The 18,544-nt window shown below is 69.2% G+C and carries 22 protein-coding genes and 2 pseudogenes; 13 read left to right on the top strand and 11 right to left on the bottom strand.

Annotated features, from left to right (window positions below):
* Positions 1-40: 40 nt before the first annotated feature.
* Complete coding sequence (locus BLU81_RS14415) at positions 41-373, bottom strand: hypothetical protein (RefSeq protein ID WP_092545068.1); 333 nt, start codon at positions 371-373, stop codon at positions 41-43.
* Between the two features lie 106 nt (positions 374-479).
* On the opposite strand from BLU81_RS14415, the gene BLU81_RS14420 reads away from it, so the two are divergent.
* Positions 480-986 carry an NUDIX hydrolase gene (locus tag BLU81_RS14420; protein ID WP_092545070.1) on the top strand — a complete coding sequence of 169 codons (507 nt, stop codon included), beginning with the start codon at positions 480-482 and terminating at the stop codon, positions 984-986.
* Between the two features lie 29 nt (positions 987-1,015).
* Here BLU81_RS14420 and BLU81_RS14425 read toward each other — a convergent pair whose 3' ends face one another.
* Positions 1,016-1,549, bottom strand: a complete 534-nt coding sequence (locus BLU81_RS14425; protein WP_092545072.1) for a GNAT family N-acetyltransferase — start codon at positions 1,547-1,549, stop codon at positions 1,016-1,018.
* A gap of 511 nt (positions 1,550-2,060) precedes the next feature.
* Between BLU81_RS14425 and BLU81_RS48255 the strand changes: the two genes are divergently transcribed.
* Positions 2,061-2,324 (top strand): hypothetical protein, encoded by a 264-nt coding sequence (locus BLU81_RS48255; protein WP_157751571.1) that lies wholly within the window; start codon positions 2,061-2,063, stop codon positions 2,322-2,324.
* A 61-nt stretch (positions 2,325-2,385) separates the two neighbouring features.
* On the opposite strand, the gene BLU81_RS48260 is transcribed toward BLU81_RS48255, so the two are convergent.
* A complete protein-coding gene (locus BLU81_RS48260) occupies positions 2,386-2,631 on the bottom strand; it encodes a hypothetical protein (RefSeq protein ID WP_157751572.1) in 246 nt (81 codons plus the stop codon).
* Between the two features lie 135 nt (positions 2,632-2,766).
* Here BLU81_RS48260 and BLU81_RS14430 point away from each other — a divergent pair, with 135 nt between their 5' ends.
* Both BLU81_RS14430 and BLU81_RS14435 read left to right on the top strand, forming a co-directional pair.
* Positions 2,767-3,240, top strand: coding sequence for an SRPBCC domain-containing protein (locus BLU81_RS14430; protein ID WP_092545074.1), 474 nt, complete (start codon positions 2,767-2,769; stop codon positions 3,238-3,240).
* Positions 3,241-3,250: 10 nt separating this feature from the next.
* Entirely contained in the window at positions 3,251-3,802 is a 552-nt protein-coding gene (locus tag BLU81_RS14435) for a hypothetical protein (protein ID WP_092545076.1), read from the top strand.
* A gap of 59 nt (positions 3,803-3,861) precedes the next feature.
* Here BLU81_RS14435 and BLU81_RS14440 read toward each other — a convergent pair whose 3' ends face one another.
* Together BLU81_RS14440 and BLU81_RS14445 are read right to left on the bottom strand one after the other, a co-directional pair.
* On the bottom strand, positions 3,862-4,854 hold the full coding sequence (locus BLU81_RS14440) for a sporulation protein (RefSeq protein WP_092545078.1): 993 nt from the start codon (positions 4,852-4,854) through the stop codon (positions 3,862-3,864).
* A gap of 91 nt (positions 4,855-4,945) precedes the next feature.
* Positions 4,946-6,238, bottom strand: a complete 1,293-nt coding sequence (locus BLU81_RS14445; RefSeq protein WP_092557070.1) for a hemolysin family protein — start codon at positions 6,236-6,238, stop codon at positions 4,946-4,948.
* A gap of 258 nt (positions 6,239-6,496) precedes the next feature.
* On the opposite strand from BLU81_RS14445, the gene BLU81_RS14450 reads away from it, so the two are divergent.
* Together BLU81_RS14450 and BLU81_RS14455 are read left to right on the top strand one after the other, a co-directional pair.
* Positions 6,497-7,180, top strand: coding sequence for a response regulator transcription factor (locus BLU81_RS14450; protein ID WP_197686227.1), 684 nt, complete (start codon positions 6,497-6,499; stop codon positions 7,178-7,180).
* A gap of 3 nt (positions 7,181-7,183) precedes the next feature.
* Positions 7,184-8,467, top strand: a complete 1,284-nt coding sequence (locus BLU81_RS14455) for a sensor histidine kinase (RefSeq protein ID WP_092545083.1) — start codon at positions 7,184-7,186, stop codon at positions 8,465-8,467.
* On the opposite strand, the gene BLU81_RS14460 is transcribed toward BLU81_RS14455, so the two are convergent.
* Complete coding sequence (locus tag BLU81_RS14460) at positions 8,464-9,513, bottom strand: alanine racemase (protein ID WP_231954523.1); 1,050 nt, start codon at positions 9,511-9,513, stop codon at positions 8,464-8,466. The two genes, BLU81_RS14455 and BLU81_RS14460, sit on opposite strands and share 4 nt — an antisense overlap.
* An 84-nt stretch (positions 9,514-9,597) precedes the next feature.
* Here BLU81_RS14460 and BLU81_RS14465 point away from each other — a divergent pair, with 84 nt between their 5' ends.
* Positions 9,598-10,023, top strand: a complete 426-nt coding sequence (locus tag BLU81_RS14465; protein ID WP_157751573.1) for a hypothetical protein — start codon at positions 9,598-9,600, stop codon at positions 10,021-10,023.
* Between the two features lie 138 nt (positions 10,024-10,161).
* Here BLU81_RS14465 and BLU81_RS14470 read toward each other — a convergent pair whose 3' ends face one another.
* Entirely contained in the window at positions 10,162-10,692 is a 531-nt protein-coding gene (locus tag BLU81_RS14470) for a snapalysin family zinc-dependent metalloprotease (protein WP_092545087.1), read from the bottom strand.
* Between the two features lie 227 nt (positions 10,693-10,919).
* Here BLU81_RS14470 and BLU81_RS52065 point away from each other — a divergent pair.
* Positions 10,920-11,036, top strand: a pseudogene (locus BLU81_RS52065) (glucuronyl esterase domain-containing protein); the annotation flags it as partial.
* A 391-nt stretch (positions 11,037-11,427) separates the two neighbouring features.
* The gene (locus BLU81_RS14475) at positions 11,428-11,946 is read left to right on the top strand and encodes an isochorismatase family protein (RefSeq protein WP_092545089.1); all 519 of its coding nucleotides are present in this window, start codon (positions 11,428-11,430) and stop codon (positions 11,944-11,946) included.
* A gap of 91 nt (positions 11,947-12,037) precedes the next feature.
* Here BLU81_RS14475 and BLU81_RS14480 read toward each other — a convergent pair whose 3' ends face one another.
* Positions 12,038-12,463 (bottom strand): hypothetical protein, encoded by a 426-nt coding sequence (locus BLU81_RS14480; protein ID WP_092545091.1) that lies wholly within the window; start codon positions 12,461-12,463, stop codon positions 12,038-12,040.
* Positions 12,464-12,536: 73 nt separating this feature from the next.
* On the opposite strand from BLU81_RS14480, the pseudogene BLU81_RS14485 reads away from it, so the two are divergent.
* The 3 genes and pseudogenes from BLU81_RS14485 to BLU81_RS14495 all read left to right on the top strand — a co-directional run bounded on the left by BLU81_RS14485 (position 12,537) and on the right by BLU81_RS14495 (position 15,147).
* A pseudogene (locus BLU81_RS14485) lies at positions 12,537-13,114 on the top strand (carbon-nitrogen hydrolase family protein).
* Positions 13,115-13,160: 46 nt separating this feature from the next.
* On the top strand, positions 13,161-14,060 hold the full coding sequence (locus BLU81_RS14490; RefSeq protein WP_092557074.1) for a helix-turn-helix transcriptional regulator: 900 nt from the start codon (positions 13,161-13,163) through the stop codon (positions 14,058-14,060).
* Positions 14,061-14,103: 43 nt separating this feature from the next.
* Positions 14,104-15,147 (top strand): NAD(P)-dependent alcohol dehydrogenase, encoded by a 1,044-nt coding sequence (locus BLU81_RS14495; RefSeq protein WP_092557076.1) that lies wholly within the window; start codon positions 14,104-14,106, stop codon positions 15,145-15,147.
* Between the two features lie 49 nt (positions 15,148-15,196).
* On the opposite strand, the gene BLU81_RS14500 is transcribed toward BLU81_RS14495, so the two are convergent.
* Positions 15,197-15,865: a hypothetical protein gene (locus BLU81_RS14500; protein WP_092545093.1), complete on the bottom strand. Its 669-nt coding sequence runs from the start codon at positions 15,863-15,865 to the stop codon at positions 15,197-15,199.
* A 59-nt stretch (positions 15,866-15,924) separates the two neighbouring features.
* Positions 15,925-16,287 carry a winged helix-turn-helix transcriptional regulator gene (locus BLU81_RS14505; RefSeq protein WP_092545094.1) on the bottom strand — a complete coding sequence of 121 codons (363 nt, stop codon included), beginning with the start codon at positions 16,285-16,287 and terminating at the stop codon, positions 15,925-15,927.
* A 108-nt stretch (positions 16,288-16,395) separates the two neighbouring features.
* Between BLU81_RS14505 and BLU81_RS14510 the strand changes: the two genes are divergently transcribed.
* Positions 16,396-17,235, top strand: coding sequence for an SDR family oxidoreductase (locus BLU81_RS14510; RefSeq protein WP_092545096.1), 840 nt, complete (start codon positions 16,396-16,398; stop codon positions 17,233-17,235).
* 21 nt (positions 17,236-17,256) lie between these two features.
* Here BLU81_RS14510 and BLU81_RS14515 read toward each other — a convergent pair whose 3' ends face one another.
* Positions 17,257-18,489 (bottom strand): FAD-dependent oxidoreductase, encoded by a 1,233-nt coding sequence (locus BLU81_RS14515; RefSeq protein ID WP_092545098.1) that lies wholly within the window; start codon positions 18,487-18,489, stop codon positions 17,257-17,259.
* Positions 18,490-18,544 lie beyond the last annotated feature (55 nt).

Here is an 18,544-nt window from a genome sequence, read left to right on the forward strand (position 1 = left end):
CGGCGTGCTCGCCTCGCCGGGTCCGGCCGTTCTCCCGGCGTCACCAACGGCGAACGGAACGCCAATCGTCCGCCGACTTCTTCAAGTCCTTCTCCGACTGCCGGGTCGCCCGGCTCTGGCCGCGCTCCCGGAAACCCTGGTACACCCGGTAGCCGACGAACACCGGCAGGAACAGGACACCGTAGAAGAAGAGGTACTCACCTTCCTGGAACCGAAACACCAGATAGAACGCATAGGCGCCGGCCGCCAGTGCCCCGGCACCACTGAGGATCCGGTACTCGACCGAACTCGTCCCGAAACCGGTGATCGCCATGAGCAGGAGAACAAGAGCACTCAAGGCGAGCGCGCAGACATAGAACAACAGCAGGTACACCGGCGGATTCCCCCGTGACGTCGATCGATGAGGCGAGCGGGATCTTAACGATGCCGCGCGCACGGCATCATTGCGGTGCCCCGCGCACCGAACTCAGGAGTCCGCCTTGCCGTTGAACCTTCGGCCGTCCGCCCGCGCGATCATCCTCGACGAGGCCGATCGGATCCTGTTGTGCCGATTCGTCGTCCCGCACCCGGCGGTCCCCGACGGGGCACCGGCCGTCTGGGCCGCTCCGGGAGGCGGCGTGGAAGCCGGCGAGGACGTGCTGGCCGCACTGCACCGTGAACTGCGCGAGGAGACCGGCTTGGTCACCGGCATCGACCCGCCACACGTCTGGCGTCAGGTGATCGTCGGCGCCGGTCACGCACGCGGCTTCGACGGCCTGGTCAACGACTACTTCCTCGTCCGCGCCACCCATTTCGAACCACACGGCGAGTTCACCGACAACCACCTGCGCACCGCTGAGAACCTCGCCGCTTTTCACTGGTGGCGGCTCGCCGAAATCGCCGACTACCCCGGCCCCGACCTGTTCTCACCCCGCGACCTCGTCACCCCACTGACCGACCTACTCACGTCCGGCACACCCGCGACCCCGGTCACACTCGGCTTGTGAGACCCCTCACCATCCCGGTCAGGGCTGGCTCAGCCGGGCGCCACGGTCGCCTGCCACTCAGCACGCGTCAGTGCGTACCGGACCTTGCCCTGTTCACCGGTGGCCACATGGCGGAGCCCGGCCTTCTCCATCACCCGTCGCGAAGCCGTGTTGGCCGCCATCGTCTCAGCGAACACGCGCTGCACGCCCGCCTCGGTGAATCCCTTCGCGATGAGCGCCCGAGACCCTTCGGTCGCGTAGCCCTTTCCCCACGTTCGGCGGGAAAAGCGATATCCCAGCTCGATCCCCTCCCGGCTGATCGCTCCGGGCCGGAAGTGAAACCATCCAAGAAAGGCTGAGGTCGTCGAGTCGGTCGCCGCCCAGAAGCCGAAGTCGTCGCCCCGTTCGTAGTACGCGAGCATGGTCGGCAACACCACGTCGCGTACCTGCTCGGACGGCATCGGCTCACCACCGGTGAAGTACCGCATGACCTCGGGATCACTGTTCAACTCGACCAGGTTGCCCAGGTCGTCCGCAGTGAGGCGACGCAGCGTCAGGCGGCTGGTGGTGAGGTGGATCGACATACCCCCATGGTGCAATGGATTGCCCTGCTCACCGGGAGGGACGGTCGTAATCGTGACCCGCCGGTTGCGGCTTCCTGAAATCGGTGGCGCGGACCGGTGGCGCCATGGGCACCGCCGTCGCGGTCGGCCGTGCCGAACCGGTACTCCGTGGTCACGCCCGCCCAGCACACCCCGCAGGTGACAGCCAGAGTCCGTTTGAGCCCCAGCCGGTGACGGGACGGGACAGCTTCCGTCGTGAGACAACGGCAACGAGCAATGTCCTTGACTTCGCTATGATCCCGCGATCATCACTCGCAAGGGACCACGGATGAGGCGTACGTTCGCGTGCCGGCCGTCGCAGCCGTTCTCGCTTCCGGCTGCTCGTCGCCGCCGCCACCGGCTGCCGCAGGCACAGCGAGCGTCACACCGGCACCGTCTCCGGCGGTCGATGTGGAAGCCTTGGTCACGGTGGCAATGGTTCCGGGCGACGGCCTGACGACTCTCGGCGGCCCGGCCGAACCGGATCGGCCCGATGGGCTCGGCGCCGGATGGGTGTCCTTCATCTGCCACACCCGAGATCAAGCTACCCGCGTACCCGGACGTGGTTGGTTTCGCGCATTGCGCCACGGTGAAGAAGGCGCCGGACCGCAAGGCGGAGAAGCGCTGCTACACCTACCTCGCCAAGGACAATGTGCTGACGAAGGTGGAACTGCGAGACGGAGGTTCCGGAGGACGGGAGGACACGCTGCGCGGCATCGCCGCGGTAGCTGCGCAGCGGCTGCTCGAGATGGCCTGACCACCCGCACCTTCCGAAGAGCGTTCGGCTTTCCAGATCGCATGATCGAGCATCCACGGTGTCACCGGCATGCCGAGCCGGAGCGTGAGTTCCCACGCGGCCCTGACCAGGATGTCGCGCGCCCCACCAGGATCCGCGCGTACCGGAGCACGGCTTCCGCCTTCGGGATGCCGCTCCTCGTCGAGGTGAGCTGGCCGTTGGTGACGGCCCGCAACGCTTCCGGTGTGGGATATCGAGTCAGCAGCAGAGGCAACGGCAACCGGTCCGGAGGCGGTGGTGCGGCAGCGACCACCACTTCGAATGACATGCGGTGCAGATTGCCGGAACGCCGCCCGGAGCGACATCGACCGACAGGATCAACCGGCGCTGGCCGGTCAACGAATTCCGCCACGCAAGCTTCGGCGAGACCGGCGTTGCGGTGGGTGGCTTGTAAGCTCGGCCGATGGCTCGGACAGACATCGCTTCCCGGGTGATCGGGGCTCCGCTCGACCGCGTCTACGCGGCGCTCGTCGACCCTTCGGCGCTGGCGGTCTGGTTGCCGCCGGCCGGGATGAGCGGACGGTTCGAGCGGTTCGACGCGCGGCCGGGTGGGTCCTACCGGCTGGTGCTGACCTACGCCGACGCCTCGGCCGCGCCGGGTAAGACCACCGCGGACACCGACGTCGTCGAGGCCCGGTTCGTCGACATCGTCACCGGCTCACGGGTCGTGCAGGCCGTCGACTTCGTCTCCGACGACCCGGCCCAGGCCGGCACCATGACGATGACCTGGGAGGTCACGGCGGTGGAACACGGCACCCGGGTGGAGTTCCGGGCCGACGACGTTCCGGCCGGTATCTCCGCAGCCGACCACGCCACCGGCATGAACTCCTCCCTGGCCCAACTCGCCGAGCACCTCGAAACGGCCGGCTTGCGCTAGCGTTTCCGGAATGCATTTACCGTTCTCACTGCATGGCCGGGCCGGCGAGGTCAGCATCACTGTCGACGCGACGCGGGACCCGGGCGAGCTCGGGGCGTCCCCGGGAGCGCTGGGCCTGGCTCATTGTCAGGCGACCGTCGAGTACGCGGGGCGCGGGTATTCGAGCATGCTGGGCTGGATTCAGCTCGTCCGGTCGACGGACAACGGCAGCGGTGGGAAAGAGTTCGAGATGGACCCGCTCATGTTCGTCGGCGCGGTTCCGCATCCATTCGCGTTCTTCGGTGTCGCGCCGACGCTGTTCGACGCCCCGGCGCGGCGTAGCCGGGCCGACCTCGACTGGCTGGCGCACAGTTTCCTCTGCCACCTCACGGAGATCGACGAGGAGATCCGGACCGTCGAGGCAATCACCGGGTTCAGCTGGGGATTCGGCATCGCGGGCGGTGCGGCGACCGTCGAGCCCGCGCGCGCCCTTCAGCCCGCCGACTGGAACGGGCATCGGAAACTGCTCCACGCGCAGCACCCCGGCTGGCGGTTCCGCGACGGATTCCCGGCCCGCCCCTGACAGCACTGGGGGCGGGCAGCCCGCCCGCCCCGAGGCGTCACGCCATCACCAGCATGAGGTCAGTCCTCGCCCTCGTCGTCTTCGAAGACCTCGTCCATGATCTCGCCGGCCACGTAACCGGCGGCCAGACCGCCGACCACGCCCATCGCGACGCCGCCCATGCCCGAACCGCCGCCGTGCCCGTGACCGTGGCCGTGGCTCTGCTGGTAGTGACCGTGGTGGCTGTAGGCGGGCTGCCCGTAACCCAGGCCGTGACCAGGGGCCTGCGGGGCGCTCTGCCGGTGCTCGACCGCCTGCCGGACCCAGCCGTCGACGACCGATGTCCAGTCGGTGGTCTCGGCGTCGTTGTGGGACACCGTGTAACGGCCGAAGTTGTCGTGGCCGCCGCTGAACAGGCCGCCGCGCTTGTCGAACTCCAGGATCACGTCGACCTGCCGCGGGCTGGTCACGAAGGTCAGCTCGACCTCGTTGATCACGTGCGCGTACTGCTGGGCCGGGAAGAACTCGATCTCCTGGTAGAACGGCAGGGCCTGGTGGACGCCGGCGATCTGCCCGTACTCCAGGTCGGCTGACTTGAAGACGAAACCGATCTGGGCGAACGCGTCCAGGATCTTCTGCTGCACGGGCAGCGGGTGGATCTGGATCGGGTCGAGGTCGCCCTTGTCCAGCGCGCGGGCGATCGACACCTCGGTGCGCACGCCCATCACCATGCCGCGCAGGGGCTGCCCGTACACCGCGGTGATCGGCGTCTCCCACGGCAGGATCAGCTGGAACGGCAGCGACAGGTGCTGCCCGGAGCCCAGTCGCATCGGCCCGCTCACGGTCAGCCGGTGGAACTCGCCGACCGCCTGCTGGTCGCCGCCGCCGTGCTCGACCTCCATCCGGGTGACCAGGCCGAGGGTGATGTGCTCGATGGCGGCGTCGCTGCTGCCGCCGACGAGGTTGACCTGCCCGGTGACCGATGCGCCCGGTTGCGCGCCGGGTTGGGACAGCACCGTGTCGACACTCGGGCCACCCACCCCGAAGGCACCCAGCATCTTCTTGAAAACCACGTGATCTCCGATCAAAGCCCCAAACCACAATTAACGGTACGGAAATTAACCGACCGTCCTGAGTGGTCGCTGAAAGTTCTGCCAGGGCCGATCAGTCGCCCTTTGACGAAGCCACGCGCACCCGGACGCGGGTGATGGCCCGGCCGGTGATCTCGACGACCTCGGCGGTGTGCCCGTCGACGCGGACGCTCTCGCCGGTGGTGGTGGGGATGTGGCCGAGGTGGGCCAGGACCAGGCCGGCGACCGTGGTGTAGTCGCCCGCGTCCAGTTCCTCGGCTTCGATCTCGACGCCGATGTCCGGCAGGTCGTGGATCGGGAAGGTGCCGGGCAGCAGCATCGCGCCGTCCTCCTCGCGGACCACCGACTGCACGTCCCGGTCGGTCTCGTCGTAGATCTCGCCGACCACCTCCTCGACCAGGTCCTCCATCGTCACGATGCCGTCGATGGCACCGCGCTCGTCGACGACCATCGCGAACTGCTGGCGCTGCACCCGCAGTTGCCGCAGCGCGTCGGACACCTTGAGCGTCTCCGGCAGGAACAGCGGCGTGAACATGTGGTCGCGGACCACGCCACCGGCGGTCACCAGGTCCCGCAGGTGCACCACGCCCAACACGTCGTCCAGTCCCATCGGGCCGGTCACCGGAGCCCGCGAGTGACCGCCCTTGACCAGCCGGGCCAGACCTTCCGCAGCGGGGAGGCCGGCGGGGAGAACGAGCACGTCACGGCGGGGTACCAGGATCTCGCGCAGGATCCGGTCGGCGATCTCGAAGGCGCCAGAGATGATCTCCCGTTGCTCGGCGGTGAAGTCCTGCTGGTTGGCGACCATGTCGCGGATCTCCTCGGTGGAGACCTCCTCCCGGCCCGCGTTCGGGTCGCCGCCGGCCAGCCGGACCACCCCGTCGGTGGACTTGCCCAGCAGCCAGATCACCGGCCGGGACATGGTGGCCAGCACGTCCAGTGGACGGGCCACCAGCATCGCCCAGCCCTCGGCGCGCTGCATGGCGATCCGTTTCGGGGCCAGTTCGCCGACGACGAGTGTGAAGAACGTCAGGACCAGCGTGATCAGGAAGATCGACACCGGTTCGGCGGCGCTGCCGAGGAAGCCGAGCGGCTCGACCAGCGGTGCCGCGAGAGCGACCGCTGCGGCGGCCGAGGCGAGGAATCCCGCCAGGGTGATACCGATCTGAATGGTGGCCAGGAACCGGTTCGGGTCCCGCGCCAACTTGGCCAGGGTCCTACCGGTGCGGGATTGCCGCTCCAGACGCTGCAACTGGCTCTCCCGCAGTGAGATGAGCGCCATCTCACTGCCCGAGAACGCCGCGTTGAGCAGCACCAGCACCACTACCAGGACAACTTGCCAGCCATATCCGCCCACGGCGGACATCAACTCCATTCATTACTCGAAGCAATTTGGTCCCGGAACTGTATCCGAACGCTTTTGAACCGGCGACCTTTGTATTCGTACACAATGATTCCGCCGTTGATCTCCTGGCTTTTTCCTGGCGATTTCCTGGCCTGGCCCTGGCACAGAACTCGCCGTTTTCGAAGCCGACTCTCAGCGAGTGACGTGCGGCTCGTCGCCGTCTCGCCGGAGGGCTCCGGCTCCTATAGTCGTCAGCGGGCAGGCGGCGAAGGGATGAGGATGCAGGTGCTTCTGGTCGAGGACGACGACTCGATCGCGGTGCCGTTGGTGGAGGGCCTGGCGCGCTACGGCATCGTCGCACGTCACGTCGGCACCGGCGCCGAGGCGCTGGCCGCCCCACCGGTCGACCTGGTGTTGCTCGACCTCGGGCTGCCCGACATCGACGGCGTCGACGTGTGCTGGGAGCTCAACCGGACCCGCAACGTGCCGGTGATCATGCTCACCTCGCGGCGCGGGGAGGCCGAGCTGGTCCGCGGGCTGGAGGGCGGCGCCGACGACTACCTGGCGAAACCGTTCAGTCTGCGGGAGCTGGTGGCCCGGATCCGGGCCGTCGACCGGCGTTCCCGGGCGGCGGCGGTCCAGCGCGCCCCGGTGGGGGTGGCGGCCGAGCCCGACGTCCGCACCATCGGCGGCCTGGTCATCGACCGCACCACCCGCGAGGTCAGCGTCGGCGGGACCCCGGTGCCGCTGGCCCCTAAGGAGTACGACCTGCTGGCCATGCTCGCCGCCCGGCCCGGCGCGGTGGTGCTGCGGCAGCGACTGCTCGAGCAGGTGTGGGCGACCGCCGAGGGCCGCGGCAAGACGCTCGACTTCCACATCGCGGCGTTGCGGAAGAAGCTGGGCGATCCGGCCTGGATCGAGACCCGCCGCGGAGTGGGTTTCCGGCTGGTCGCGCTCGGCTGACAGATGATCCGTCGCCTGCTCCTCAGCCACCTCAGCCTGGTGCTGATGGTCCTGGCCGCGCTCGCGGTCCCGCTCGGTTACCTCTTCCAGAGCAGCGAACAGCAGCAGGCACTCCGGCAGCTGGAGCGTGAGGCCGAGGTGCTGGCCGCCTACATCGACGCGGAACTGGACGAGGCCGACGCGGACGGCGCCGAGCAGATCGCGCACGCGTCGGCCGAGCGGTGGCGCGGCCAGGTCGAACTGTTCGACGACACCGGCCGCAGTGTCTTCAGCACGGCCGCGCCCGCAGCCGGGGTCTCACTGATGTCCGCGCAGGTTCCGGTCAACCCCGGCAAACCCTCCCTGGGTACGGTACGGGTGAGCGTCCCCTCCAGCACTCTCCTCGACCAGGTCCAGCAGTTCTGGGCGCTGCTCGCTGGTGCGTCGGTGGTGGTGCTGGCGGTGAGTGTGGCCGTCGCGTACGCGCTGGCCGCCTGGATCAGCAAACCGGTGCGCCTGCTCGAACACGCCACCCGGCAACTCGCCGACGACACCGGCCCGGCCGTCGTCCCCGGTGCGGCCGGGCCACCGGAGCTGCGCCGGCTCGCGGCGACGTTCAACCGGACCGCGGCCCGTCTGCACAGCGTCCTGGAGGCTCGCGGTTCCTTCGTGGAACACGCATCACACCAGCTCAAGAGCCCGCTCGCCGCGTTACGGCTGCGCCTGGAGAACCTGGAACCCGACGTCGCCCCGGCCGGAGCCGCCAACCTGGAAGCGGCTCTCGGCGAGACCGAGCGTCTCGACAAACTCGTCAACACGCTGCTCGACCTGACTCTGATCGAACGCCGTGAGGAGACCCCGGAGCCGGTCGACCTGGCCGCCGAGGCCGTCGAGCGCGCCGAGATCTGGCAGCCCCTGGCGGCGGAGCGGGGCGTGACCGTGCTGGCGCGTACCGCCGATCCGGTCTGGGTCTCGGTGGTCTCCGGCAGTGTCGAGCAGATCCTCGACAACCTGATCTCCAACGCCCTCAACGTGGCCCCGCCCGGCAGCGAGATCACCCTGACCGCTCTAGCCACCGGCGACCGAATCGAACTGCACGTCGTCGACGCCGGCCCCGGCCTGCCACCCGGCCAGCGCGAACAGGCCCTCGAACCGTTCTGGCGGGCCCCCGGCGCACCGAAGGGCGGCAGCGGCCTGGGCTTGGCCCTGGTCCGCAAACTGGCCGAAGCCGACGGCGGCACAGTGCGGCTGGACCCGGCCACCCCGACCGGCATCGACGCGGTCGTCACCCTGCCCCCGCCGCCTTAGGTGTTCGCCCCGCGAGCGGTCACCGGCCAGCGGTCGACCACCTCGCCGCCGTCGACCACGATCAGTTCGTCGGCCAGGTTGACCGTGGCGCACACGTGGTTCGGGACGACCGCGAGACGAACGCCCAGTTTCGGCACGACATGGCCCGCCGGCAGCACCACCGTGGCGTGATGTTCGGACAGGGCGGTGATCCGGGCGTCCGGGTAAGCCGGCAGGCGGCCGCCGCCGGTCGCCCACGCCTGCTGGTCTGCGCCGAGGACCTTGCTGCCCGCGTCCAGGATGAACCGCTGCCCGGAACGGCTCACCACGGTCGCCGTCACGGTCAGCGCCACCTGCTCCCAGCCGCACGTGCCCAGCTCCACCTGCTGGGCGTCGCCGAAGACGTAGACACCGGGGCGGATCTCGGTCAGCGTGTCACCGGACAGCGCGGCCGTCGGGGTCGAACCGCCGCTGCGCACCGACGCGTCCAGGCCCCGGGCGGTGAGGGTCGCCGCGGCCTCGGACAGCGCTGCCGACTCCGCGTCCACGGCCGGGCGTTGACGGTCCGGACCGTAGGAGTGCCCGGGGAACGTGAAGACACCCCGTACCAGCGATCCGGCCTTGTCCGCGGCGACCGCGACCGCACCGGCCTGGGCCGGGAGCACCCCGCTGCGGTGATGTCCGCTGTCCACTTCGACCAGCACCTCCAGGCCCGGCACCGCCCGGCCCAGCGCTTCCGCGCTCTCCGCCGAGTCCACCCCGACCCGCACCCCGGCCTGCTCGGTCAGTGCGCGCAGCCGGGCGGCCCGCTCGGGCGACGGCCAGATCGGGTAGGCGATGAAGAGGTCAGTCACCCCGCCGGCGGCGAAGATCTCCGCCTCGCTAACGGTCGCGACGGTCAAGCCCACCGCGCCCAGCGCGAGTTGGCGGCGGGCGATCTCCGGGGACTTGTGGGTCTTGGCGTGCGGGCGCAGTGCGAGACCACGGGCGGTGGCGTGGTCCGCCATGGCCCGCAGGTTGGCGTCGAGCACGGTGACGTCGACGGTCACGAAGGGCGTTGACAACAAGAAGAGCTCCCGATCGTCGTACGGGTTCAGCCGACCCCTCAGCCTGCCGCATCGCACCTCACGTCTTGAACGGGAGTAGCGTGAATGTCAGAGCCGGTGCACATGGCTGACAGCGGCACCGAACCGGCTGTCCGGGGGCAGCGGGCGCAACAGACCCTGCTCGACGCCGAGGTCCGGGCCAGTCGCCGGGAGATCCCGGGCTACTTCCGGCAGCGTCCGCACGCCGACGCCGCGACCCTGACCGAAGAGGACTTCCTGGCCCTGGCCGACCGGGACGTGGTGCTGTCCGCCGTGGTGATCGCCGCACGGCGTGTCGCCGACGCCTGCTGTCTGCAGGTTCCCGGTCCCAGGCCGCCACCGCGCCGGGACCGGGACACACCCTCGTCATCGACCTGCGGGAACTGGATTTCCTCGCCGTCTCCGGTGCCTGGGCGCTGCTCGACGTCACCGCGCTGTGCCGGCCCGGGGTGTGGAGTGCCGTCTGGTGGCCGGGCTCCAGCACGAGGCTAGCGCGGTGCTCGGCCGGCTCGATGTCGCGCCGCCGCTGTGGTGGAGCCAGGAAGAGTGACGGTGCGCCGGGCGGGCACCCGCCAGGACCGTTGACGGTGCGCCGGGCGGGCGCCCGCCAGTGCCCGCCCGGCGGGTCGGTCAGCCGGCCCAGACGTAGGACCGGGCGGTCACTGCCGTCAGCGACGCGAAGTTGCTGTTCACGGTGGCCAGTTCGCGCGCGCTCGGGTAGGCGTTGGTGCAGCTCACCGGGGCGCTGCTGCCGGACATCAGGTCGCTGCAGAGGCCGGTCCGGTTGTCCGGGAGGCCGAGCAGGTGGCCGAGTTCGTGGGCGGCGATCCGCGGCGGGTGGTAGCCCTGGTTGACGGCCTGCCGGCCCATGTACCAGTAGCCGTTGCCGAGTGACTGGGTGTAGGCGCGGGGCCAGCCGTTGTCGGCGTACACCCGGATGTTGGGGGTGCGCCCGGAGGGCACCGGTTCCAGGCGCACGTTTGTCGCCCGGCTGTTCCAGATCGCCGCGCCCTGGTCGGCGACGGCCTTGAACTCCTGAGCCTGGCTGGTGTCGTAGTAGAGGACTCGCGGTGCCGCGGCGGCCGGGGCGGCGGTGGCCACCTGGACGCCGCCGAGCGTGAGCACAGCGAGGACGGCCGCCGCGATTCTGCGGATCAGCATGGTTCCTCCCGGGGAACGGGGGTACGGATAACCTCCTTTGTATCGATGTACATAGATGGATGCGGCATATCGGTTCCGCCCTCTTCCGAACGTGATGACGCCTGAAACTTCTACCTGATGGCGTAACTTCCGGAGCCACCCCTTCCCCGAGGAGTCCCCGGTGACCAGAAAACGCATCCTCCTGGCCGCGCTGATCGTCCCCACCACCGCCTACGCCGAAGTCGATGATGGGCTGGGCCTCGGGCGTCAGCCGGATCATCGACGTCGTCGAAAAGTCCGGCACCGCGATCCTGAAAGCCAGCTCGCTCGGTGTCACCGGCTGCTCCCGCTACGGCAAAAAGACACTCGGCGCCGGGCCGAACATCACCTACTGGTCCGACGTCAACGACCGCACCTACTACGCCTCCCGCAGCGAGTGGCGCACCCCGATCCCCTTTCCCCCTCGACACCGGCCGGCTGCACCGCGACCGCTACAACAGGTCAGTGCCGGTCACCGGCTCCACAAGCTGGACGGTGACCATCGCGATCACCACACCCCAGCAGTCACCATCACGTGGAGCGCCACCGTCACCACCAGCGGCTCCACCCTGACGGTCCGCCCCAACGGCAGCGGCAACACGTTCGGGTTCAACACCATGACAACGGCAACAGCACCGCCCGCCCTCAAATCACCTCCTGCACCACGACCTGAGCCCTCCGATTCAAGACCAGACCCGGGTTCGTACGATCGGCGGCATGACGTTCACGATCACCCGCAGTGCACTGATCATCGTGGACCTCATGCCGCGGCTCGTGGCCCAGAATTTCGGTCCGCACCGAGGCGTGGACGTGGTCGCCCGGGCCACCCGCCTGGCGGCCGCGTGGCGCCAGGCATGCGGAACAGTGGTGCTGGTGCGGGTGGACCGGCCCGGTGTCGCCGAACAGCCGCCCGGCAGCGACTTCGTGCCGGAACTCCAGCCGCAGCCGGGCGACGTGGTCGTGGTGAAACGCACGATCGGAGCCTTCTACGGGACCGGCCTGGCCGACCGGTTGCACGAGCGCGCCGTCGACACCGTGGTCCTGGCAGGCCTGGCCACCACCATGGGCGTCGAATCCACCGCACGGGCGGCAGCCGACCACGGTTTCCAGGTGCTGTTCGCCGCCGACGCGATGAGTGGCCTCACCGCGACCGAACACGATCACGCTTTGACCGTGGTTCTCCCCCGCTTCGGCGAGGTCCTGACCACCGACGCCCTGCTGTCCCGGATGCCCTGACCGATGGTCAGCCGACGGCCGGCCAGAAGCGGGCCAGGTATTCCTCCTCGACGTCGATCTCGTCGATGGCCCGGCGGCAGGCCGCGCTGTTTCACTCCTGTTCGGCGAACCGGGCCAGCACGCCGGTGTGGGCCTGCTCGGCCGCGGCACCGTTCCGGCGGGCAAGCCGGACGTGATAGCGGCCCTCCCGGCTGAGCGAGAAGTCGGTGTCCTTACCGCCGGCGGTGTTCTGGTCGAGGCGGAGTGTCTCCTCGGGGCCGGGGCAGTCCATGGCGACGGTGACGGCGGCGTCCCACCTTCCGCGGCCGTCGTCCGGTTCCGGGCCGGGCTCGCCGTCCCATTCCTGGAACGTCACCAGAGCGGTGATCCGGTCGTAGGGCGTTTTGATCAGGATGCCGGTCCCGTCCGTGCTCACCCAACCGTCGATCTCGCCCGGCACGAGACCGCCGGTGTACCCGCGACCGGCGATCACGAAAACGTGATGGTCGAGGTACGTGGTGGTGGTGACCGTGGTCATGAACTCGCTCACCGTTGACGAATACCGGCTGCGCCGGTTCCGGACGGGTGGAATCGGCGGATACGTTGAGATGATGCGAGTCGCGGCGTGTCAGACGGAGGAGATCTTCGGAGACGTGGGGGCGGCGGTGCGGGTCGTTCATGACTTCGCCGGGTGCACCGAGGCTGCTGGGTCTGATCTTCTGCTGTTTCCGGAGTGCTTTCTGCAGGGCTATCTGGTCACCGAGGAGCATGTGCGTGGGCAGGCTCTCGCGGTCGGGTCGCCGGAGTGTGACGAGGTGCTGGCGCGGCTGGCCGGGATCCGGCCGATGCTGGTGTTCGGGATGATCGAGCGGGACGGTGGCGCCTTCTACAACACCGCCCTGGTGGTGGCGGGTGGGCGGGTGCTGGGCCGGTACCGCAAGATGTTCCTGACCGCCGGCGAGACCGTTTTCACCGCGGGCCGTGACTACCCGGTGTTCGACTGCGGCACAATCTGATCAGAACCGAGCGGGTTCGGGAGACCGGGATGTGGCTGGTCTCCGCCGACGTCACCGGCGAGCGCGACGGGACACGGCTCGGGCTGGGACCGACGTGCGTGATCGACCCGGCCGGGCGGGCCGTCGCTCAGGTGCCGGCCGGCACGACGGGGGTCGCCGCCGCTGAGGTGTAATACCAGGGCATCGTTGGACGGTCGGCGGCGTCGTACCGTCGTGGGTGTGGACAACCGTGTTGAAGTGCGTGAGTTCCTGACCACGCGCCGGGCAAAGATCACTCCGGAGCGGGCCGGGCTTCCGGTGGTGGGGGCCCGTCGGGTGCCGGGGCTGCGGCGCGGTGAGGTGGCGGCGCTGGCCGGAGTCAGTGTCGAGTACTACGCGAAGCTGGAGCGTGGCTCGCTCGCCGGAGTGTCGCCGAGTGTGCTCGACGCGATCGCCGGGGCGCTGCGGCTCGACGACGCCGAGCGGGCTCATCTGCTGCGGCTGGCTCAGCAGGCGAACGGCAGTGACGCCTTGGTCCGGCCGGCGCGCAGACCGAAGGCGTGGACCGTACGGCCGAGTCTGCAATGGTCCTTGGACGCGATCACCACGCCGGCCATCATCGTCAACCTGCGGCAGGATCTGGTGGCGGCGAACCTGCTGGGCCGGGCCATGTACGCCGACGTCTACGCCGATCCGTCCGGCACGCCGAACTTCGGGCGGTTCACGTTCCTGGACAGCGCGGCCCGCCGGTTCCACCCGGACTGGAACCTGGCGGCCGACATGCTCGTCGCGAATCTGCGTACCGCCGCCGGTAAGGATCCGCACGACAAGTGCCTGCAGGAACTCGTCGGTGAACTGTCGACGCGCAGTGAGGACTTCCGCCGCCGGTGGGGTGCCCACAACGTGCGCTCGCACTCGTCGGGGGTGAAACATTTCCGGCATCACGTGGTCGGTGATCTGGAGGTCAACTACGAGACCATGGATCTGCGCGCCGAACCCGACCTGAACCTGACCATCTATGCCGCCGAGCCGGATTCACCGACCGCGAACGCCCTGCAACTGCTGGCGTCGTGGTCGGCGCAGGGGTGTATTGACAGTACGTCCCCCAGCAAGAACTCCCGGACGAGCCACCCCCTGTGATCTCGTAGAGGGGCACCACTCGAAAGACACACCGGAGGACACCATTCTCACCGTCAACGCCATCGCCGCCCCTTCGGCCACCGAACCGCTCGTGCGCACCACGATCGAACGGCGTGACCTGGGCCCGCGCGATGTCCTCATCGAGATCACCTATGCCGGCATCTGCCACTCCGACATCCACACCGTGCGCGGCGAGTGGGGCAAGGTGCCGTACCCGCTGACCGTCGGCCACGAGATCGTCGGACACGTCACCGAGGTCGGTGCCGAGGTCACCCTGCACACGGTCGGTGACCGGGTCGGTGTCGGCTGCATGGTCAACTCGTGCCGGGAGTGCGAGAACTGTCTCGCCGGCCACCAGCAGTACTGCGCGAAGGGCAACACCGGGACGTACGCGGCGGTCGACCGGGACGGCACCGTCACCCAGGGTGGCTACTCGACCCACATCGTGGTCGTCGAGGACTTCGTGCTGCGGGTGCCGGAGTCGATCCCGCACGAGGCGGCCGCTCCGCTGCTGTGCGCGGGCATCACCACGTACTCCCCGCTGTCGCATTGGAAAGCCGGCCCCGGCAAGAAGGTCGCCGTCGTCGGCCTCGGTGGCCTCGGCCACATGGGCGTCAAGATCGCGGTGGCGATGGGCGCCGAGGTGACCGTGCTGTCGCAGACGCTGAGCAAGAAGGACGAGGGGCTCGGCTTCGGCGCCCAGCACTACTACGCCACCGGCGACCCGGCCACGTTCGAGACGCTGAAGAACAGCTTCGACCTGATCATCAACACGGTCAGCGCGCCGATCGACATGGGCGCCTACCTGAGCCTGCTGCGGCTCGACGGCACGTTCGTCAGCGTCGGCGCGCCGCCGGAGCCGCTTCCGATCCAGGTGTTCACGCTGTTCAACAACCGTCGGTCGTTCGCCGGTTCCAGCATCGGCGGCATCGCCGAGACCCAGGAGATGCTCGACTTCTGCGCCGAGCGCGGCATCGCCCCGCAGGTCGAGGTGATCAGCGCCGACGAGGTGAACGAGGCCTACGAGCGAGTCCTCAAGTCCGACGTCCGCTACCGGTTCGTGATCGACATCGCTTCACTGCGATAAACCATTTGCGGGTACGGGGTCAGGTGGCCCCGTACCCGCGCTCGCTCGATTATTTGATCTTGGCGGCCCGCTCCTCCGCCTTGGCGATCAGGTCGCGGACCAGCTGCTCCGAGCCGTCCATGTTCTCCCAGCCCAGATCGGCCACCACGACGACCGCGTCGTTCACCGTCGACAGCGCCGCATAGTGGGCGACCGTCGCCGGATCCTCGTCGCCGTAGCTGACCTTCTGCTCGATCCTCACCAGCATCGAGTCGGCGTCGGAATCGACGATCGTCCACTTGTGCTGGTCCTTGCCGAGTCCGCCGGGGCACTTCTCCAGAGCGGCACCGATCTCGGTGAACTGCGCGGCCGCCCCACCGGCCTGGTGCCTACCCACGAACTGCACCACCGTCGACGGCGTGCTCGCCTGCTCGGCCCCCGGAACGGTGTACCGCATCGCCACCACGTCGGTCCGGGTGCTGTCACTCGGATAGGGGGTGGCGCCACAGGGCCGCAACGGCCGCACATGTGGGAACACGCCCTGTTCCAGTGACTGGGCCTCGGCACCGCGCGTGTCAGCGGATTGCAGCAGGGCCTCAGCGGGAATCCCGCTGACCGCGGCCGCAGTCGATGCCGATACTGCGACGGGCGACGGAACGGAGCTGCCCGAAGTCACCGTGCCGGACGCGCATCCGGCCAGGGAGACGGCTAGCAGACCGGCACCTGCGGCGAAACGCATCGATGTTGTCCTCATCATCTTTTACTGCCCGGATTCCTTCCGAAAACACCTCGCCGGACTCAGCGGCCCACGTCGTACGAGTGCCGGGCCTGTTCCACCTCGCCCAGGTGGGCGTCGGCCCAGTTGGACAGGTGGGCGAAGAGCGGGCCGAGGCTGGCGCCCAGGTCGGTGATCTCATACTCCACCCGGGGCGGGACTTCGGCGTGGTAGGTGCGGGAGACCAGCCCGTCGCGTTCGAGCTGGCGCAGCCGCTGGGTGAGCACCTTCGGCGTGATGCCGGCCAGCCGGCGTTCCAGCTCCACGAACCGCTGACGGCCGAACTCGTGCAAGGCCCACAGGATCGGCGTCGTCCACCGGCTGAACACGATGTCGACAACCGGCGCGACCGGGCACGCCAGCTCGGGATCGACCGACTTCTGCACGTGTCCCCCGTCACAAACCCATTACTATCCTCTAGGTACCTACTATCTCCACGCTACTAGCGTTCCCGTCAGCCGCTCGAACGACGCGGCGGAACGGGAGACAACGACATGTACGTCGTGACAGGCGCCACCGGTAACGTCGGCCGTACCCTCGTGTCGATCCTCGCGGCCGCCGGGGCCGAGGTGACCGCGGTGTCCCGGGGCCGGCACCCGGTCGCGGTGCCGGACGGGGTTCGCCATCACCGCGCCGACCTGACGGACCCGGCGAGCCTGCGGGATCCGCTCACCGGTGCCGACGGGATGTTCCTGCTGGTGGAGGGTGCCGGGGCGCACCTCGACATGGCCGAGATCCTGCGGGTCGCCACCGAGTCCGGAGTGAAACGTGTCGTCCTGCAGTCCTCGCAGGCGGTCGGCACCCGGCCGGAGTCGGCATCACACGCACCGTTGCACGCCATCGAGGAGCTGGTCCGCCGCTCCGGTCTCGGCTGGACGATCCTGCGGCCCGGCGGTTTCGCCTCCAACGCCTTCGCATGGGCCGAATCGGTCCGGACCACCCGGACGGTGGCCGCGCCGTTCGGTGAGGTCGGCCTGCCCGTGGTCGACCCGGACGACATCGCCGCGGTCGCCGCCGCCGCTCTGCGGCACGGTTTCCACGACGGCCGCACCTATGTGCTGACCGGCCCGGCGCTCAGCACACCCCGGCAGCGGGCCGCGGACCTCGCTAAGGCCCTCGGCGAACCGATCGCTTTCGTCGAGCAGACACCCGATCAGTCCCGCCAGCAGATGTTGCGGTTCATGCCCGCCCCGGTGGTCGAGGGCACCCTGTCCATCCTCGGCACCCCGACCGACCAGGAGCAGCGGATCAGCCCCGACGTGGCGGCAGTGCTGGGCCGGGAGCCCCAGCCGTTCGCCGCATGGGCGGCACGCAACATCGCCGCCTTCCGCTAGACAGCGTTCGCGAGGGCCGTTTCAGTGTGGTGAGTTCGGGTTCGATTCGCACCTCAGGTCACCACGCGAGGCCGGGCTGGCCTGACGCATCTCGGGGAGGGGCTGGGCGCTGCGGGCGACGTGCCCGATCCGGGAGGTCAGTCGGCGCAGCGCTCCGGTGCTGCCGATGCGGGCGCCCAGCCGGAGGGCACGCACTCCGGCGGCGGACCGGGGGTAGAACAGTGCGGGTGTGCCCGGCGGCAGCTTCTGCGCGTCGTCGACGAGCGGCCGCATCCACTGCTCGTACCGGGCGAACGCCGGTCCGTCCTGGGTCAGGTAGGCGGCCAGGACGTAGCCGCCGACCATGGCCAGCGAGGTCCCGCCGCCACCGAGCGGAGTCACGCACCAGGCCGAGTCTCCGGTGACGACGACCCGGCCCGCCGACCAGGACGGCATGACGATCTGCGTGAGGTAGTCGACGTAGACGTCACTGGAGGTGCTGAACCCGTCCACGACCCGCCCGGCCTGCCATCCGGCGTCGTGGAAGGTGTCGCGCAGGGCCTCCCGGGCCTGGTCGAGCGGCAGTTCGGCGAGGTTGCGGACGCTGTCGAGGAAGGCCAGGGTCGCACGGACCGTGCCGACTCCGTCGGGGCGCAGGGTGATCTGCCGGCCGCCCTCGGTCGAGTACCACCGCCACCAGCGGTCGTCGCCGTCGATCCGGGGGATGGTTCCGTAAGCCATGTTGACGCCCAGTTCGCGGCGGGTGACAGCGGATCCGAAGACGAGTTCGCGGGTCCGGGAGCGGACCCCCTCGGCGATGATCAGGACGTCGTAACGCTCGGTGGCACCCGCGGCGAACGTCACGTCGACCGCGGTGCCGTCGTCGTGCACCGCCCGGACATGGTCGCCGTAACGCACGGCGACGGTGTCCGGCAGCGCGTCGAGGATGATCCGGGCCAGGTCACCCCGGAGGATCTCCAGCTCCGCCGTGGGCCCGTCGGCGTCCTCCACCGGGAACCGCGCGACGGCCCGGCCGGCACCGTCGAGGATCGCGGTGCCCTCCTCGGTCGTGCCACGGCTGCGGACCGCTTCCTCGAGGCCCATCCGGCTCAGCACCTCGCGTGCCGTGCCCCGGATGTCGAGGTTCTGCCCGCCGTCGCGGAAGGCGTCGAAGCGTTCGACGACGGTGACGTCCCAACCGGCTCGGGCGAGCCAGAAGGCGGTGCTGAGTCCGGCGATACCGGCCCCGGAGATGAGCGCTCGGGAAGTTGTCATGGCAAAACTTCTACCATGAAACCGTTTGATCATCAAACTATTAGACCGTGATACG

This window comes from Actinoplanes derwentensis (assembly GCF_900104725.1).
In the GTDB taxonomy this organism is placed as follows: Bacteria; Actinomycetota; Actinomycetes; order Mycobacteriales; family Micromonosporaceae; genus Actinoplanes; species Actinoplanes derwentensis.

Excerpts from the sequence above, each read along its gene's own strand:
- BLU81_RS14430 (WP_092545074.1), top strand. The coding sequence starts at position 2,767 with ATGGCTCGGACAGACATCGCTTCCCGGGTGATCGGGGCTCCGCTCGAC.
- BLU81_RS14425 (WP_092545072.1), bottom strand. The coding sequence starts at position 1,549 with ATGTCGATCCACCTCACCACCAGCCGCCTGACGCTGCGTCGCCTCACT.
- BLU81_RS14450 (WP_197686227.1), top strand. The coding sequence starts at position 6,497 with ATGCAGGTGCTTCTGGTCGAGGACGACGACTCGATCGCGGTGCCGTTG.
- BLU81_RS14475 (WP_092545089.1), top strand. The coding sequence starts at position 11,428 with ATGACGTTCACGATCACCCGCAGTGCACTGATCATCGTGGACCTCATG.
- BLU81_RS14500 (WP_092545093.1), bottom strand. The coding sequence starts at position 15,865 with ATGCGTTTCGCCGCAGGTGCCGGTCTGCTAGCCGTCTCCCTGGCCGGA.
- BLU81_RS14470 (WP_092545087.1), bottom strand. The coding sequence starts at position 10,692 with ATGCTGATCCGCAGAATCGCGGCGGCCGTCCTCGCTGTGCTCACGCTC.
- BLU81_RS48255 (WP_157751571.1), top strand. The coding sequence starts at position 2,061 with ATGGGCTCGGCGCCGGATGGGTGTCCTTCATCTGCCACACCCGAGATC.
- BLU81_RS14515 (WP_092545098.1), bottom strand. The coding sequence starts at position 18,489 with ATGACAACTTCCCGAGCGCTCATCTCCGGGGCCGGTATCGCCGGACTC.
- BLU81_RS48260 (WP_157751572.1), bottom strand. The coding sequence starts at position 2,631 with ATGTCATTCGAAGTGGTGGTCGCTGCCGCACCACCGCCTCCGGACCGG.
- BLU81_RS14445 (WP_092557070.1), bottom strand. The coding sequence starts at position 6,238 with ATGTCCGCCGTGGGCGGATATGGCTGGCAAGTTGTCCTGGTAGTGGTG.
- BLU81_RS14455 (WP_092545083.1), top strand. The coding sequence starts at position 7,184 with ATGATCCGTCGCCTGCTCCTCAGCCACCTCAGCCTGGTGCTGATGGTC.
- BLU81_RS14510 (WP_092545096.1), top strand. The coding sequence starts at position 16,396 with ATGTACGTCGTGACAGGCGCCACCGGTAACGTCGGCCGTACCCTCGTG.
- BLU81_RS14435 (WP_092545076.1), top strand. The coding sequence starts at position 3,251 with ATGCATTTACCGTTCTCACTGCATGGCCGGGCCGGCGAGGTCAGCATC.
- BLU81_RS14480 (WP_092545091.1), bottom strand. The coding sequence starts at position 12,463 with ATGACCACGGTCACCACCACCACGTACCTCGACCATCACGTTTTCGTG.
- BLU81_RS14465 (WP_157751573.1), top strand. The coding sequence starts at position 9,598 with ATGTCAGAGCCGGTGCACATGGCTGACAGCGGCACCGAACCGGCTGTC.